Here is a 17,742-nt window from a genome sequence, read left to right as displayed (position 1 = left end):
GAGTAAAACTCCTACTTTTTATTTGAAAATATTTTTTTTATAATAGTTAAAATATCTACTACGTATACTAAATATTTTTCAATAGATTCGGTTGCTCCAAGAGCAGTGGCAGTTGTCTGCACTACTACCTCAGTAACATCTTTTATATTGTCAGTTACTTCATATAAATTTTTAAAGGTTTTTGGTAGAAATTCTAATATTTCACCAATACTACCTTCATTGTTCTTGATGATTAAATTTACGCTTGATATAGTTTTAATAAGTTTTAGAAGTCCTATTATCAGTATAATTAAAATGATTATACCAAGAAAAATTAATAGGCCTTGTCCTAATTTAAAAAAGTCAACATACATTAATAGCACCACTATTCTTTAAAATTTTAGTTATTTTTAGTATCTTTTTCAACTAGATCGGTTTGTCCTAAAATGGAATTTAAGTCTTCATTGTCAGTAGAAGTTAGTTTATCCGCTGTTTCAAAAACTGCGTTTGCTGTCTTTTTTTCATTTAGATATTGAGAAACTTTAACTTTAGCGTCTGTTACATTATCTTTAGCATCACAAACTTTATTGTTTATAGCGTCCTTAAGTTCTGTACTTTTTTGTTTGATTTTGACTTTAGCATCTGTTACATTATCATTAATAGTTCCTTTAAGTTCTATAGTTTTTTCTTTAATATTGTTTGTAATCTCTTTTGTAGAGCTCGCAATATCTTCTCTATTTTCTTTACCAGATTTAGGGGAAAAAAGTAGACCACCTAATAAACCACTTACACTACCAGCTGCAGTTCCAATAAGTATTTTCTTTGCAGTTTGAATTCTTAATTTTCTTTGTTTTTCTTTTTTCTTTTTTTCATACCATTTTGTAAGTATCATAATTGTTGCCTCCTTTAAGGATAGAAAACTTTATACCATATTATAATAATATACTTTATCTAGTTTTTGTCAATCTATAAAGAAAAATGTAACAGAAATGTAACCTAAATGTAAAAAAAATACACTGCTAAGCATAAATTATTACAAAGTTATATCAATTTTTTGTTATATTTGATAGAATACAAAAGATATATTTGTGTATAAGTGGTTTTGAAAAATAAACTAGTAAGTATAAGTAGTTTGCTTTTAGCAGTTTAGTGTCCATAGAATCTGATGATAATTGAACAAATTACTAGGGGGGAATTTATGATAAAATTATTATGGTATTTATATTTTTCCATATATTTGTGTATTTCATCTCTTAGCTTAATTAAAATAAAATATATACAAAAAAAATCACCTAATGATGCTGAAATACTTGCATATAAAGCATTGCAAAATATTGCAAAATTTGTTTTGAGGGTAACTAAGACTAGTATGAAAGTTAGTGGTACTGAAAATATACCAGTGGAGAATTGTGTTTTTATAGCAAATCACCAAGCTATTTTTGATGGGTTTGCATTGCTTGCTCATATTAATAAGCCTTTTGGGTTTGTTGCTAAGAAAGAGATAAAAAAAATACCCTTGGTTAGTAGTTGGTTAAAAGCAATAGGATCAATTTATATAAATAGGCAAAGTCCTAGAGAATCAATTAAAACTATTCAAGAAGGTGTGGAAAAGATAAACCAGGGATATTCTATGATGATTTTTCCGGAAGGCACAAGAAGTCTAAAATCTAAAATGAATTCATTTAAAAAAGGGAGTATGAAACTGGCAACAAAGTCTAGAGCTTGTATAGTACCAATAACCATAGATGGAACTTATAATGTTTTGGAAGTAGGCAGAAAAGTAATGGGAAACAAAATAAGTATGGTTATACATAAACCTATTTATCTTAATTCATTAAGTAAAGAGGAGCAGCAGAATTTAGGAGAATATGTACAGAATATAATAGAAGAAGAATTAAACAATATATGTAAATTAAAAAAGAGTAAGATTTAGTTTAAACTAATTTCCTACTCTTTTTTCTATTCTAAATTTATTTGGAATTAACCACCATTTGTGCAATATTATTTGAATGATCTCCAACTCTTTCAAGATTAGTTAATAGCTCAAGATAAACAGAGCCACCAGCTGGCGTGCATTCAAGATTATTTAATCTAGTTATATGATCACTTTTAAATTGTTTTTCCATGTCATCTATATTTTCTTCTACTTCCATGGCTTTGTGAGCAGATTCTAAATCAGAATTTTCCAGTGCTACTATGGCATTATCCACACAGTATTTTACAGTTTCGAACATATGTGTAACATCAGATATTGCTTTTTCTGAAAAAGTGAGTTTACTATCCATTTTCAATTTAGCAAGCTCACCTAAGTTATCAGCATGATCTCCGATTCTCTCTATATCATTTACTACATGATATAATGAAGTAATGATCTCAGATTGATGTTCTGATAGTGGTGTATTTGAAAGGGATACCATATAACCAGTTATTTCTCTTTCAAGATAATTTATGGTAACCTCATGCTCACTAACTGAGTTCATCAAATTTTCATCGGAATTTAAAAAGGCTCCCATTGCATTAGAAAGATTTTCAGAGGCAAGCTTCCCCATTCTACTAACTTCCTTAATAACTTGTCCAACTGCTATAGAAGGAGTTTCGAGTAGTCTTACATCTAAGTATTCCAGTACTAGAGCAGTTGATTTTTCATCCTCTCCAGGTACTAATTTATTAACAATTTTAACTAAGACACCTATAAACCAAACTTGAATAAATACATTTGTTAAATTAAATAATGTGTGTGCGTTGGCAATTTGTCTTTGAATATCTCCACCAAACATTGGAACAATTTTTAATACTGGTTTGAAAGCTAGCATAAACATTATTGTGCCTGTAACGTTAAAAATCAAATGTATAAGTGCAGCTCTCTTAGCATTCTTAGTTGTTCCTATACTTGCAAGGAGAGCAGTAGCGCAAGTTCCGATGTTATCTCCAAAAAGTATAGGGAGTGCAACGCCAAGTGTGATACTACTATTTGCAGCAAGAGCCATTAGTATTCCAATAGTAGCACTACTACTTTGAACTGTTGCTGTCATACCAAGACCAACAAGAACCCCCATGAGTGGATGTTTCCCGAGTACTAGAATAAGGTTTTTAAAGCTATCTAGTTCGCTTAAAGGCCTCATAGAACTTTCCATCATTGTCATACCTACAAATAATATACCAAAACCTAAAACGATTTCGCCAATATCTCTAGTTTTTTTCTTCTTGCAGAACATAACTAAAACGGCACCTATGGCAAGAATGAAGGGTGCTATATCTGTAAGTTTAAAGGCTATAAGTTGAGCTGTCATTGTAGTACCAATGTTTGCTCCCATAATAACCCCAGCAGCTTGGAATAAATTCATAAGCCCTGCATTTACAAAACCCACAGTCATTACTGTAGTTGCGCTACTACTTTGAATAATTGCAGTAACCCCTGCACCCACAAGTACAGCGAAAAATCTATTGCTAGTTAGAATTTCCAGCATTCTTTTTAATTTTTCTCCAGCAGCTTTCTGAAGACCATCCCCCATAAGCTTCATGCCGTATACAAATAGTCCTAAACCACCTAAAAGTTGAAAAATCATTTTATAATCCATATTAACTCTCCTTTTAAAAAGAATATTTCTCATGTTTCCTATGAAATTTTATCACAGCAATGTTAAGTTAGCGTTAAGTTTTTTATAGTTTATGTTAATTGTTTTACAACTTTGAACAATATTTTAAGAAACATTACAAAAGGTTAAGTTTAGGTTAAATTTGAAGAGGGAGAGAGGTGACAGTTAAAAACTATCTGATGTGATGTGCTTAATGAAGTAATTAAATGCCCCTTAAGAAAAAAAAGTCTATACGTAGACTTTTCTCTTTCTTAAAATTTCAATTAGTAGTAATGCAAAAGCTCCTCCAATGAGTGCAGTTATAAGCTGTGGTATACCCATGCCAATTACAAGTTTATTGGCTATTTTTGCAGGTATATTTAGCTGGAATAATGTGATAAGCTTTGATGCAGAAATCCATAAAAATATATATTTTATAAAAGCACCAATTATAATTCCTAAGTATTTTCCATATTTACCTCGTTTACTTATAATTACAAAGCTAAGAATAAACAATATGTTACCAATAATTATAAAGGGGATAAATGGTCCAAAAGCGCTAGGAAGTTGTCCAGTTAACCAGGCTAGTAGTGGAGTTAAGCAACCTACTAATACTCCAAAAACACCTCCGCAAATTGCAGCTGTGAGTATAAGTACTGCATTAATAGCTGGTCCAACAAAAAATTGGCTTATTTGAGGTGCAGTTTTTCCTATTACTTGAAAAACTATAGCTATGGCAAGAAAGAGGCTAGCTTTTACTAGTTTATTAATGTTTAAATTTTTCATGATATTTACTCCCATTCCTATTATTCTTATATAATAATACCATATTAATACATAATATTCAATGGAAGGGTTAGGACTTGTATAGTTATAAGTAATTCATATTGAATTTATTATTATGTACAGGGGCATATATAAATAAATTATAAAAATTATATTTGTGTAACATTTGTTACCGACTTTACATCTTTATAAAAGTATACTAAAGGTAGTTCAAAAATAAGTATCAAATTGTTTATAGATCTATTAATTATTCAAATCAATAAATTTAAAATATATGGAAGACAATTATACAAAATTATTGTCATTCCGAAAAAATATTAGGAGGAATTTACAATGGGTATGTTTTGTTATCAATGTCAAGAGGCTTCAAAAGGAACAGGTTGTACATCACGAGGAGTCTGTGGTAAAACGGATGATTTAGCTAATATGCAGGATTTATTAATTTATGTTTTAAAAGGAATATCAATTTACGCTACAAGAGCAAGGAAATTAGGAGTGGAAAATCAGGAAATAAATAAATTTGTAGCAAATGGATTATTTATGACTATAACAAATGCAAATTTTGATAAAACTAGATTTATAGAAACAATAACAAAAGCATTAGAATTACGTGAAGTAATTAAGAGTGAACTATTAAATGCTGGTGGAGTAATAGAGGGTAATTTGCCTGAATGTGCAACATGGATAGGTAATACTTCAGAGTTTGAGAGTAAATCTATGAATGTTGGAGTACTTAAAACAGAAAATGAGGATGTAAGATCACTAAGGGAACTTGTAATTTATGGTATTAAAGGAATAGCAGCTTATACTGAACACGGATATAACTTAGGGTATGAGAATAACGATATATATGCATATATGCAAAAGGGGCTTACACAAACCACCAATGATAGTCTATCTGTTGATGAATTGGTGGCCTTGGTACTAGAGTGTGGTAAATATGGAGTAGATGCTATGGCACTACTAGATGAAGCTAATACTACTACTTATGGAAATCCTGAAATTTCAAAGGTGAACATCGGAGTTCGAAATAACCCTGCTATATTAATTAGTGGACATGATCTAAAAGATATGGAAGAATTATTAAAGCAAACAGAGGGAAGCGGAGTAGATGTATATACTCATAGCGAAATGTTACCAGCAAACTATTATCCAGCTTTTAAAAAGTATAGTAATCTTGTAGGTAATTACGGAAATGCATGGTGGAAACAAGACTCAGAGTTTGAAAGTTTTAATGGTCCAATACTCATGACAACAAACTGTATTACTCCTCCAAAAAATTCTTATAAGGATAGAGTTTATACTACAGGAGCAGCTGGATTTGATGGTATGAAGCATATACCAGATAGAAAAGACGGAAATGCAAAAGATTTTTCAGCTATAATTGAACATGCTAAAAAATGTAGTGCACCAATTGAAATTGAAAGAGGAGAAATAGTGGGAGGTTTTGCTCATAATCAAGTCCTGGCACTAGCTGATAAAGTTGTAGACGCTGTTAAAACAGGAGCAATCAAAAGATTCTTTGTAATGGCTGGTTGCGATGGAAGAATGAAAGGTCGCGAATATTATACTGAATTTGCAAAAGAACTACCAAATGATACAGTTATCTTAACTGCCGGATGTGCAAAATATAGATACAATAAATTAGAACTTGGAGATATTGGTGGCATTCCTAGAGTTCTAGATGCAGGACAATGTAATGATTCATATTCATTAGTTGTTATAGCAATGAAACTTCAAGAAGTATTTGGTCTAGATGATATAAATGAATTACCAATAACATACAATATCGCATGGTATGAGCAAAAGGCCGTAATAGTTCTACTCGCATTATTACACTTAGGCGTTAAAAATATCCACTTAGGACCAACATTACCCGCATTTCTGTCTCCAAATGTTGTTAATGTGTTAGTTGAGAACTTTGGAATAGCTGGAATAGGAACTGTAGAAGAAGACATAAAAATGTTTATGGTTTAAAAATTTTAAGGGGCGCTCTAATTAATTTAGGGTGCTCCCTCATAATTAGCTTTATGGCTTAATAATTTTACATAAGAATAACTTTTAAGGGTAAAATAATTATGAGGTGATTTTAATGGATAAAGAGCACTTAAAAGATTCTAAGAATATAGCATATGCTAATTTATCACAAGGAGAAACAGAAAAATTAAAAGAACTAGAGAGAACTTTTAATAATGAATTTCAATGTGATTATTATCTTATGGTGATGAAAGACCACAGCATAAAATCCTGACAAAAGTCAGGATTTTATTTAAATTATAGTAAACATTAGTGATTTAACGACATTTCAGAAGGAAGTCTCCCACTTCTATAAGTGGGGGTCGCATACTACAACAAAAAGAAAACTTCCGTGGGAGTCTAAAGCTCCTTCTGAAGTCGTTAATTACAGCTCCGCAGGAGATGATTTAATATGTTTAAGTGTGAAACAGCTCATATGTATAAAAATTCCTTATGAATAATAATTATGTTATATTATACAATGTTAAAATGAGAATATGGTAATTTAAAGAAGAAAATTGTGATTTAAAGAGTATAGTTAACAAAAAACGACAGAATAAGGGTTAATATTTTAAATTTTAAGAATATATTTAAAAAAACGCTTGAATAATTTCAAAATGTATTTTAAACTATAGAAGAGGTAATGTTAATATGGATATTGATTATAAAGTATTAAAATCTCTTAGTAGCAATGTTGTTGTTTCTGAAAAAGATAGTAATGTCTATGTTCTTTTTGGTAAAGGCATAGGTTTTGGTAAAAAACCTGGTGAACGTATAACTAAAGAGAGTACCATAGAGCAGAAGTTTATTAAAATTGACGATAGTGAAAAAGATAACTATGTTGAAATTGTTAAGAATGTAGAAGGTCAAATTCTAGCAGTAACAGAAGAAATAATTTCTCTTGCAGAAGATATTTTAAAAGAAAAGTTAACTTCACGTATACATGTTGGCTTGGCTGACCATATTAGTTTTGCAATGAAAAGAATGGAACTTGAAATCGATATAGTTAATCCTTTTTTGAATGAAATACAGACGATTTATCCTGATGAATATAGCATAGCAGAAAAAGGTTCAAAACTTATTAAAGAAAAATTAAATGTAGAGCTCCCAGAAAGTGAAATCGGTTTTATTACTCTTCATATACATTCTGCTAGAGCTAATGTGGAAGTGTCTCAAAGTCTTAAATATACTAAAATCATTAAAGAAGTAATGGAATATATTCAAGAGATACTTGGAATAAACACTAATCAAAAATCTATGGAGTATGCTCGGCTAGTGTCTCATTTAAGATATGCGCTAGATAGAATAGAAAATGATAAGGTTTTAAAAAATGTAATGTTAGAATCCATTAAAACTTCAATGAGTGAAGAGTTTGAAATTTCTAAGAAGGTATGTAAGTTTATATCAAAAAAGCTTTTTAAAGAAGTTTGTGAAGATGAAATTGGATATATGTCATTGCATATCTATAGATTAAAGCAATCAAATTAAAAAATAATGTTTATATTATTAGGTGTGTCACTGATTAGATCAGGCATTAACCATATAAAATGCTTTCATGCATATTATTAGGTTGTGTCTTTTTTTTTAAAGAATACTTCAATAGTAAATATTAAGCTACTAGGGTAGATTCTTAATAAATGTATTTAAAATGCTAAACAATGCACAAACTAATATTTATATATAAGTTAAAATTCAAAGTAAAATATCATAATAAAGTAATTTTAGGAGGATAACAATTGTTATCTACCTTAGAGAAGGCGAGGATGATAAAAATGTTTGGTTTTTTCAAAAAAAATAAAGAAGAAAATAGTATAATTATAAAATCTCCAGTTGTGGGAAGATGCTTTGACATATCAGAAATACCAGATGAGGTTTTTTCTACAAAAATGTTAGGTAATGGAATAGGATTTGAATCTACAGAAGGAATTTTATATGCTCCAGTTGATGGCGAAATTCTTCAAGTCTTCCCTACAAAACATGCTATGGTTTTAAAGAGTAAAGATGGAATAGAAATATTACTTCACATAGGTATTGATACAGTGGAAATGAAGGGTGAAGGATTCGAAGCTTTTGTCTCAAAAGGACAACAAGTTAAGGTTGGAGATAAATTATTAACTTTTAATAACGACTTAATAAAAGCTAAGGCTAAATCCAATTTATCTGTATTGGTGATTACAGATAATGAAATAATGGAATCGGTAGAATTTAAACTAGGCACTGTAGATAAAAATAATGAAGTAATAATAATAAAATTAAAAAAATAGGGGTGCGTATATTATGATGGAAAAAAAAGCAATAGTTAAAAGTGAAACAGGAATACATGCAAGACCAGCATTATCAGTAGTTAAAGAGGCTTCTAAGTTTAAATCAGAAGTGCTTATAGTAAAAGATGGTAATGAGTATAATGCGAAAAGTATAGTAGCTATAATGTGTATGGCAGCTGTTAAAAATGATGAAATAACAATAAAAACTACTGGTGATGATGAAGAAGCAGCAGCAGTAGCTATGGTAAAACTTATAGAAGAAGGGCTTGTATAATAACAGGAAAGCAATTGATAATTGTTACCTTCCTAAGAGAACTACTAGGAGGAATTAATGTATGTTAAAAGCAATAGGTGCATCCTTTGGAATAGCTATAGGTAGAGCATTAGTTATTAGCGAAGAAGTTGTAGAAATAAAAGAAAGTAAAGTTGTGGACTCAGAGCGAGAGATAGCTAGGTTTAATAATGCAGTGGAAGAAGCAATGATGCAACTAGAAAAAATAAACAAAGATGTGAAAGAAAAACTAGGCAGTGAAAAAGCAGAAATATTTGAAGCGCATTTGTTTATGCTTAAAGATCCAGAATTTATAGGTTCTATTCAAAAGAAAATTGCCAGTGATAAATTCAATGCGGAATATTCACTAAAAACTGTAGGGGATGAAACAGCAGCTATTTTCGAACTTATGGAAAATAAGTATATGACAGAACGAGCAGCAGATATTAGAGATGTAAGTAAAAGAGTGCTAAATATACTAATGGGCATAAAAATAGCCTCAATTGCAGAAATTCAAGAAGAATGTATATTAATAGCAAAAGATCTTACTCCTTCAGATACAGCACAGATTGATAAAACTAAAGTCTTGGCACTAGTAACTGAAATAGGAGGAAAAACGGCTCATACTTGCATTATCGCACGCTCTTTAGAGCTACCTGCAGTTGTAGGTGTTGGTGCTAGCATAAGTAAGATTAAAGATGGCGATTTAATTATTGTAGATGGAGAAGAAGGGTTAATTATTATTAATCCTGACGAGAAAACTCTAAATGATTACAAAGCTAAAAAAATTGAATTTACTGAATCTAAAAATCAGCTACTTAAATATGCAACTATGAAATCTAATACATTAGATGGCAAAGCAGTAGAGCTAGCTGCAAATATTGGATCTGTAGAAGACTTAGAATCTGTACTCAAAAATGGTGCAGAAGCTATAGGATTATTTAGAACAGAATTTTTATATATGTCAAAAACTGCTCTTCCAACTGAGGAAGAACAATTTGAGACCTACAAGTCAGTTCTTGAAAAGATGGGTGGAAAACCTGTTATTATAAGAACTTTGGATATTGGTGGAGATAAGAAATTAGATTATCTACCTATGAAGGAAGAAATGAATCCATTTTTAGGATATAGAGCTATAAGACTTTGTCTTGATAGAACAGATATATTTATAACCCAATTAAGAGCTTTACTCAGAGCGTCTACTCATGGCACTCTTAAGATAATGTTTCCTATGATATCTTGTCTTCAGGAACTTCGAATGGCTAAAAAAATATTAGAGCAGTGCAAAAATGAGCTTAAATCAGAGGGCGTAGTATTTGATGAGAACCTTCAAGTGGGTATTATGATAGAAATACCTTCAGCGGCATTAATATCAGATATATTAGCTAAAGAGGTAGACTTCTTTAGTATAGGTACTAATGATTTAATTCAGTACACTACAGCAGTAGATAGAATGAATGAGAAAATATCATATTTATATGATTTTTATCATCCAGGGGTTTTAAGACTTATTAAAACTGTAATAGATAATGGACATAAAGCAGGGATAATGGTAGGTATGTGTGGAGAAATGGCCGGAGACACAAAACTTATTCCTTTATTACTTGGATTTGGACTAGATGAATTAAGCATGAGTGCCTCTTCAATATTAAGAGCGCGGAAAACCGTTACAAATTCTAATTACGAAGACTGCGTAAAGCTCTCTGTACCAGTATTATCATTTGGGGATTCAGATGAGATAAAAGAATTTCTAAAAGTTAGTACTAAAGCATAAGACTTATACTAAGGTATAAATATATAATAAAAAGCAATCTATTCTTAATTAAAGATAGGTTGCTTTTTTGCTTTAAAATTCTATATAATATATGTATGTATAAAATATTCATTTTATAAAGGATGAGATTAGATGGTCAAATTTAACGAGAAACTTATTTTTCATATAGATGTTAATTCAGCTTTTCTTTCTTGGAGCGCTGCAGATAAACTTATGCAAGGCGAAGAGGTTGATTTAAGAGAAATTGCCTCAGTAATAGGCGGGGATGAGCAGTCGAGAAGAGGCGTAGTACTGGCAAAATCTATGTTAGCTAAAAAAAATGGAATAATAACAGGGGAAAGTTTATTTAATGCAAGAAAGAAATGCAGAGACCTTGTAGTTATATCACCTGACTTTAGTTTATATGAAAGATGTAGTAGGAGTATGAGAGAGATTTTTAGTGATTATACACCTTATGTGGAGAAGTTCTCTATAGATGAGTGCTTTTTAGATGTAACAAGTTATAATACTTCAAAAGAAGCTGCACTTGCCTTGGCCTCTGAAATTAAGGATAGGATAAAGATAGAATTAGGATTTACAGTGAATATTGGAATATCAGATGTTAAGCTTCTAGCTAAGATGGCATCTGATTTTGAAAAGCCTGATAAAATACATACACTTTTTAAAAATGAGATAGAAAAAAAATTGTGGAATTTGCAAGTAGGAGAACTATTCATGGTTGGAAAGAGGACTGTTCCTAGGCTTAATAATTTAAATATATTTACTATAGGGGATTTAGCTCAGTATGATGCTTCCATTTTAAAATATCACTTTAAAAGTAGTGGGTGTACTATGTGGAAATATGCAAATGGTATAGATAATTCGCAGGTGAAATGGAATAAATACGAATTAAAAGGAATAAGCAATTCCACTACATTATCGGAGGATATTAATAGTAAAGGTGAAGCCTATAAAGTATTATTAACATTGGTAGAGCACACAGCAACTAGATTAAGAAATGTAAAAAAGTGCTCTTATTGTATTTGTGTAACTATAAGAAATCAGGAATTTAATGATTATTCTCGCAGTAAGACTTTAAACAATGCTACTGATTCAACTCAGGAAATACTTGAAACTGTTAAAAAGCTTTTTGATGAATTATGGAAGGGCGAACCAATAAGGTTACTAGGAGTTTCTCTTAATAATTTATGTAAGGATAATTTTAAGCAAACATCAATTTTTGATACGGATAATGCCCGTGATGAAAAACAAAGATCCATAGATAAAACCATGGATAGCCTGAGACATAAGTATGGTGAGAATATAGTTATGAAATCAGTATTTCTAAAAAAATAACTAAATTTATTCCAAGCTACTGTTCTAAATCATAAAAAAAGTAATATAAGATAGGTAAGAAGTACTATTTTTGTGGAGGGCATAAGAGGCATGGACAATAGAGCACTGATACCACTATACCTTAATGGAGATATGATAAATAATCTATATACCATTGTAATACAAGAGTTTGCAGAAATTAAAAGTGAAACCACTAGAAAGCAATTAACTATTAGTACAATTACACCGTTATATGAACTTACTTGTGGTAAAATAATGCAAGGTGACTTAAATGTTCAACTTGTTAATGAATTTTCATCCCAGAGGATTGAAGAAAGAGTCTCAATTGTAATAACAATACTATCAAGGTTAAAAAACATATTAAATGATCAAAGTATGTTAAAAATTATAAATAATGAGAATGATGTAAAGAATATAGTAGAATTTGATTTTGTTCAATTTACGGGTCAATTGTATAAAAATCCAGTTATAGAGTATATAGAAGATATAATAAGAGTGATGGAAATGCAATTGGCTTTTTCACCTGAAAATATAGGTAGCGCTGATGAAAGTAATGAAAATAAAGTTAAGACCCAAGTTTTAAAAATTCTGAAACAGGATATGGAAAACTGTAAAAGAGAAAAATGTTTAAAATTTATTAGTAGTAGCATAGGCACTAACAATACAAAGTTTATAGTGCCTTTAGAAATAAAATATATGGCAGATAATTTAGATTATATTGAAGGTGCTAAGATCACTGTGCTTGGTAAAGTGGTAAGGATCTCGAAGGAAAATGAAAACAATAGCAATAGTTTGCTCAGCGGCACATATTTTGATTATTTAGATGAGGAATATTTTCAAGAATTTAAAAATAGATTTCTAAAAAATACAAATTTAATTAGGGATTATGATAAAAATCAAATAGAAATCAATGAACCTGTAATTGAAATTATACCTATAGCAATGTATATTTAGAATTTACCACATTTAAACGAATAACAAGTCAACTTTCTACAGTTGAGAGTAAAAGAAATTTTTTCTGACGAAAAAAAATAAATTAAGCCTAATATTAAGCGGAGGTATCATGTTTATACCAAATGATGTGAAAATGATTTTAGATACTTTAAAAAGTAATGGATATGAAGCTTATATAGTGGGGGGAAGCATACGTGATTTTATAAATGGAACATTGCTGCCTAAAGACTATGATATAGCCACTAATGCCCTGACAGGGGATGTCATTAAACTATTTGATAAAACAGTGCCTACAGGTATAAAACACGGCACTGTTACTGTTATGATAAGTGGTGAAGGATTTGAGGTTACAACATACAGAATAGATGGTGAATATCTGGACAATAGAAGACCTGAGGGAGTTATCTTTGTTTCAAATTTAAAACAAGACTTGGCTAGACGTGATTTCACAATAAATGCCATGGCTTTTAATGAGCAGCAAGGTGTTATAGATTATTTTGGTGGTATAGAAGATTTAAATAATAAAACGATTAGAGCTGTAGGGGAACCTAATAAAAGGTTTCAAGAAGATGCACTAAGAATGCTTAGAGCAATTCGTTTTGCAGCTAGGTTAGATTTTGAAATAGAAGAAAAAACGCTTAAGGCTATAAGTGAAAATTCCAATCTTATATTAAATATAAGTAGTGAAAGAACTCGCGATGAACTATGCAAAATGCTGGTATCTAATAGTTCAACAAAAGCATTAATGTTACTTGAGGAGACTAGGCTATTGGAGTTTATACTACCAGAACTTCAAAAAACCGTAGGCTTTAATCAGAAAAATCCTCACCATGACAAGGATGTATTCCAGCACAGTTTAGCTGTTGTGGAAAACTGCCCGAGGTCATTAAATTTAAGAATAGCAGGATTACTGCACGACATAGCTAAACCACTTTGTTTTACTATGGATGAGAATGGTATAGGTCATTTTTACGGTCATGATAAAAAAGGTGCTATACTATCAGAACAAATACTTAAGCGACTTAAATTTGACAATCAAAGTGTATGTAAAATCAGGATTTTAGTAAAAGAACATATGAATGTACTTGCAAAACCAACAGATGCTTCTGTAAAACGCCTTATAAATAGAGTTGGTGTGGATTTATTAGGTGACCTATTCGCATTGCAAAGAGCAGATGCACTTGGTTCATATTTACCTGAAATTCGTTTAGGTGAAATTCATAAAATGGAAGAAAGAACATTGGCTATTTTAGAATCTAAGGTTCCAATATCTATAAAAGATATTGCAGTAAAGGGAGAAGATTTAATTAGTGAGTTTTCTCTTAAACCAGGTAAAGAAATAGGGGCTATGCTTAAATTTCTTTTGGATAAAGTATTAGAAAATCCGGAATTAAATAGCAAAGATGAACTTTTAGCTATGATTTATGATGAATATATGGAGTGAAAATGCTATGGAAATACACAGCATTGTTTATGCAAAGATGCATATTACTAAGATCATTAGATAAAAAGTGGCACCTGGCTTTAATAGCTGAGTGGCGCTTTCTTTATTATGGTTGTAAAGTTATAAGTAAATTTGTATAATAAATGTTAAGAACTTACATAAAAAACAACATTACAAAATGAAATGGGGGGTTAAATATGTTATCAATGTTATTAGATTTATGTTTAACTGACAAAGGGAAATACGGTACTAAAGCAAGTGCATTAGGTGAGTTAATAAAAAGTGGGGTGCAAGTTCCAAATGGTTTTGCATTGTCTTCGGAGTTTTTTATGAAGTTTCTTGAGTATAATAATTTTCATTATAATGCTCAAGATTATTTAGCTTATAATGAAGAGATATGTAATTTTATATTAAATGGGGAATTTTCTTTTGAGATGGAGGTAGAGCTCCTTAGGTTTTTCAATAATATACAAAATGAAGAAGGTGGAGGGAAATATGTAGTGAGATCTTCTGCCTTATGTGAAGATAATGATGCATATAGTATGGCAGGTATGTTTTCTTCATTTATAAATTTAAATTCTTTTGAAGAAGTTAAAGTTTCTATAAAAAAGTGTTTTGCTTCATTATTTAATGATAGGGTTATAGCATATTTCGTAAATAATGATTTGAATTTTAAAGATCTAAAAATGTGTGTAATTATCCAGCAATTTGTTGTAGGAGAATATTCTGGAGTTAACTTTTCAGTGGATACTATTGATATGGATAAAGATGTAATGCACATTAATGTTGTAAATGGAATATGTGATGAGTATGTTAGTGGTAAAGTAAGTTCAGCTTTTTATCAAATCAATAAAAAAACTGGTGAGATACTAGAGCAAAGAATTCCAGAGAATTTTCTTAAACCATCTAAGGATATGATAGATAGATTATATGAAATCACTTTAAAGATAGAAAGAATATTTGGAAAATACCAGGATATAGAATGGACTATTAGGTACAATAAAATTTATATACTTCAAGCAAGAACTATCACAACCTTTAAAATTAAAGATTTTGAATTACTGTGGCAAAAGGAAGACGCTGGAAGTTATACTTGGAGAAGGGAATGTCACAAGCCCTATGAACCTCTAATTAATGAATTAAACTTTATACAAGGAGAGGCTTTAAATGAGGGGTTTTATGTTGTAGGATTTCAAAATTTTTATACTGAATATTGTGTCCAAAATGGTTACTTCTTTTATAGGGATAAAGAAATGGTAAATCAAGAGCAGCAAGAGAGAAACTTTCTAAAAATATTAGAAGAGCTACATAATGAATATAAGAACATATTTCAAGATGTTGTATTGCCAGAATTATTGCTTCTTAAAAAAGAATTAGATACATATATGTCAAGAGATTTAACGAAAGGTGAAGCATTAGTATTTTTAGAAAAATCAGTAGAATACATGAAATTTATAGCTTCAAATCATTGGCCAGTTACTCATGGATGTGATTATGTAAATACTTTTATGGAATACTGTAAAAATATAATTAGTGATTTTAATGTAGATGATTTTTACGACTTAGTGTTTAATGTTAGTATATTAAATAAAGAAAGAGAACTTTATATTGGTATGGCAAGTGAGGTAAATTCAAATCAAATTTTAAATGAAATGTTTAAAGCTTGCCCTTATGATGAGCTTTTGTATGCAAGGCTTAAGAAGGTTCCGAAAAGTGAAAATTTACAAAAGTTAATGGAAGATTATATAGCACAGTTTGGAATTTGTTATTTAGATAGTGATGTTAACAGTGCATATTTTAATCCACTATTGATGGAAGCACCTTCTAAAATAATAGGACATATAAGAGGATTTCTAAATCTTGATATTGAAAATTTCAAAAATTCTAGAGAGAATTCTTTAAAAAATAAAAACACAATTAAGTCCAGTATATTAAGCACATTAGATACAGAAAAAGGAGAAGAATTTTTAAAAAAATTCAATTTAGCTGAAAAAGCGTACTTAGCAAGAGATGACCATCATTATTATTTTGAACGTATGGCAAAATCATATTTACGTTTAGCATTAGTAGAGGCTGAAAAGATATTAACTAGAAGTACGCAAATACAACATAAAGAAGATATATATTTTCTTACTTTAAGTGAAATTAAAGAAGGATTAACAAACATTAGTGATTTTAACAATATTATAAATGAAAGAAAGCAGCTTTTTAATTATCAGAAAAAGTTATTTGCACCACCTACTATTGGAAAAGAGGTTGCTCAAAACATGGAAGGCATAGATGAGAGTAATGAAGAAGGTGAAAGTGATTTTAAGGAACACATTGTAATTTTAAAGGGGCTTTCAGGATTAAGAAAAAAGGTTAAGGCAAAAGTCAAAATGGGAATGCCTGTTTATCTAGAGGAGAATTGTATATTAGTAGTGCCGTTTACACGTTGTGGAGAGTTTGAGCCTATAGTTAATCATGTAAAAGGTGTCATTGTAGAGTCTGGTTCTCCCTTTGATCATCTAGGAATCCTTGCAAGAGAAATGAATATACCAGTTATATATAATGTTAAAAATGCAATGAGTATTCTTAAAGATGGAGATGAGGCTTTGTTAGATGGGTTTGTAGGTGAAGTTAGAGTAGTAAAAAAGTGATTTGTATTGTTTTATAACTTAGTAAACACCTTTTGGCGATGTCTTCGTATAACTTGTACATTTGTCCTAAGGAAAATTCCGTGCTGGGTTATTATAAAAATTTAGTATAAAACCTTCACTTAGGCACAACCTAATAAGGTACATGAAAATAAATAAAGATACCTTATAGTTTTTTATTTATTTTCATTTGATTAAGTGAAAGGAGGTATTTACATGAAAACTAATGAAACAATTACTGTACTAAATGAATATGGCAAGAAAGTAGATTTAGAATTGATTGATGCTATTAAATTGGACGGAAATGAATATGTAATAGTTGGTCCCAAGGATTCTGATGAGGCTTATGCTTACAGGTCAGTTGTTAAGAATGGTGAAACAGAATACTTGTCTATAGGTCTTGGAGCTGAGTTTAAAAAAGTATTAGACAAGTATAATGAGCAGGAAGATTAGTAATAATTGGTAGGAGGTTTTTATATGAAGGATCAGGAGCAAGCCAGCAAGGAAAATTTGCGTGATTATATTAAAAAAGACACAAAGTCAAAAAATGCACATTCTAAAAATCAAATAATTCAATCAGTTGAAGAAAGTGCAATTAATGAAAGTGTTTTTGAAACTAAAAAAAGCGAGTATGGTGGAGCTAAGTCAGAATAACTAATAGAGATATACTAAAATAAAAGGGGCAGGTGTTTATTATCTAAAATATGA

At 30.3% G+C, this 17,742-nt stretch carries 17 protein-coding genes; 13 read left to right on the top strand and 4 right to left on the bottom strand.

What is annotated here, in order from left to right; genetic code table 11:
- Positions 1-11 precede the first annotated feature (11 nt).
- Together Ctaglu_RS13810 and Ctaglu_RS13805 are read right to left on the bottom strand one after the other, a co-directional pair.
- The gene (locus Ctaglu_RS13810; protein ID WP_125002643.1) at positions 12-353 is read right to left on the bottom strand and encodes a hypothetical protein; all 342 of its coding nucleotides are present in this window, start codon (positions 351-353) and stop codon (positions 12-14) included.
- A gap of 26 nt (positions 354-379) precedes the next feature.
- Positions 380-871 carry a YtxH domain-containing protein gene (locus Ctaglu_RS13805; protein WP_125002641.1) on the bottom strand — a complete coding sequence of 164 codons (492 nt, stop codon included), beginning with the start codon at positions 869-871 and terminating at the stop codon, positions 380-382.
- 306 nt (positions 872-1,177) lie between these two features.
- Between Ctaglu_RS13805 and Ctaglu_RS13800 the strand changes: the two genes are divergently transcribed.
- Complete coding sequence (locus Ctaglu_RS13800; protein ID WP_125002638.1) at positions 1,178-1,912, top strand: lysophospholipid acyltransferase family protein; 735 nt, start codon at positions 1,178-1,180, stop codon at positions 1,910-1,912.
- A gap of 37 nt (positions 1,913-1,949) precedes the next feature.
- Here Ctaglu_RS13800 and Ctaglu_RS13795 read toward each other — a convergent pair whose 3' ends face one another.
- Positions 1,950-3,557, bottom strand: a complete 1,608-nt coding sequence (locus tag Ctaglu_RS13795; protein ID WP_125002636.1) for a Na/Pi cotransporter family protein — start codon at positions 3,555-3,557, stop codon at positions 1,950-1,952.
- Positions 3,558-3,803: 246 nt separating this feature from the next.
- Complete coding sequence (locus tag Ctaglu_RS13790; RefSeq protein WP_125002634.1) at positions 3,804-4,340, bottom strand: ECF transporter S component; 537 nt, start codon at positions 4,338-4,340, stop codon at positions 3,804-3,806.
- Positions 4,341-4,673: 333 nt separating this feature from the next.
- Between Ctaglu_RS13790 and hcp the strand changes: the two genes are divergently transcribed.
- The 12 genes from hcp (at position 4,674) to Ctaglu_RS25235 (ending at position 17,688) form a co-directional block, all read left to right on the top strand.
- Positions 4,674-6,317: a hydroxylamine reductase gene (gene hcp / locus Ctaglu_RS13785; protein WP_125002632.1), complete on the top strand. Its 1,644-nt coding sequence runs from the start codon at positions 4,674-4,676 to the stop codon at positions 6,315-6,317.
- A 115-nt stretch (positions 6,318-6,432) separates the two neighbouring features.
- Positions 6,433-6,591 (top strand): polynucleotide phosphorylase, encoded by a 159-nt coding sequence (locus Ctaglu_RS13780; RefSeq protein ID WP_125002630.1) that lies wholly within the window; start codon positions 6,433-6,435, stop codon positions 6,589-6,591.
- A 416-nt stretch (positions 6,592-7,007) separates the two neighbouring features.
- Positions 7,008-7,844, top strand: a complete 837-nt coding sequence (locus Ctaglu_RS13775) for a PRD domain-containing protein (RefSeq protein ID WP_125002628.1) — start codon at positions 7,008-7,010, stop codon at positions 7,842-7,844.
- A 248-nt stretch (positions 7,845-8,092) separates the two neighbouring features.
- Complete coding sequence (locus Ctaglu_RS13770; protein ID WP_233439786.1) at positions 8,093-8,620, top strand: PTS sugar transporter subunit IIA; 528 nt, start codon at positions 8,093-8,095, stop codon at positions 8,618-8,620.
- Between the two features lie 13 nt (positions 8,621-8,633).
- Positions 8,634-8,894 carry an HPr family phosphocarrier protein gene (locus Ctaglu_RS13765; RefSeq protein WP_125002626.1) on the top strand — a complete coding sequence of 87 codons (261 nt, stop codon included), beginning with the start codon at positions 8,634-8,636 and terminating at the stop codon, positions 8,892-8,894.
- A 61-nt stretch (positions 8,895-8,955) separates the two neighbouring features.
- Entirely contained in the window at positions 8,956-10,665 is a 1,710-nt protein-coding gene (gene ptsP, locus Ctaglu_RS13760) for a phosphoenolpyruvate--protein phosphotransferase (RefSeq protein ID WP_125002624.1), read from the top strand.
- 132 nt (positions 10,666-10,797) lie between these two features.
- Positions 10,798-12,000, top strand: coding sequence for a Y-family DNA polymerase (locus tag Ctaglu_RS13755; protein WP_125002622.1), 1,203 nt, complete (start codon positions 10,798-10,800; stop codon positions 11,998-12,000).
- A 90-nt stretch (positions 12,001-12,090) separates the two neighbouring features.
- The gene (locus tag Ctaglu_RS13750; protein WP_125002620.1) at positions 12,091-12,954 is read left to right on the top strand and encodes a DUF6414 family protein; all 864 of its coding nucleotides are present in this window, start codon (positions 12,091-12,093) and stop codon (positions 12,952-12,954) included.
- A gap of 109 nt (positions 12,955-13,063) precedes the next feature.
- Positions 13,064-14,398: a CCA tRNA nucleotidyltransferase gene (locus tag Ctaglu_RS13745; protein WP_125002618.1), complete on the top strand. Its 1,335-nt coding sequence runs from the start codon at positions 13,064-13,066 to the stop codon at positions 14,396-14,398.
- A gap of 197 nt (positions 14,399-14,595) precedes the next feature.
- The gene (locus Ctaglu_RS13740) at positions 14,596-17,037 is read left to right on the top strand and encodes a PEP/pyruvate-binding domain-containing protein (protein WP_125002616.1); all 2,442 of its coding nucleotides are present in this window, start codon (positions 14,596-14,598) and stop codon (positions 17,035-17,037) included.
- 213 nt (positions 17,038-17,250) lie between these two features.
- On the top strand, positions 17,251-17,487 hold the full coding sequence (locus tag Ctaglu_RS13735) for a DUF1292 domain-containing protein (protein WP_125002614.1): 237 nt from the start codon (positions 17,251-17,253) through the stop codon (positions 17,485-17,487).
- Positions 17,488-17,511: 24 nt separating this feature from the next.
- On the top strand, positions 17,512-17,688 hold the full coding sequence (locus tag Ctaglu_RS25235; protein WP_185732716.1) for a hypothetical protein: 177 nt from the start codon (positions 17,512-17,514) through the stop codon (positions 17,686-17,688).
- Positions 17,689-17,742 lie beyond the last annotated feature (54 nt).

Source organism: Clostridium tagluense (assembly GCF_003865095.1).
Lineage (GTDB): Bacteria > Bacillota > Clostridia > Clostridiales > Clostridiaceae > Clostridium_AD > Clostridium_AD tagluense.
This window is presented reverse-complemented; position numbering and strand designations above follow the sequence as displayed.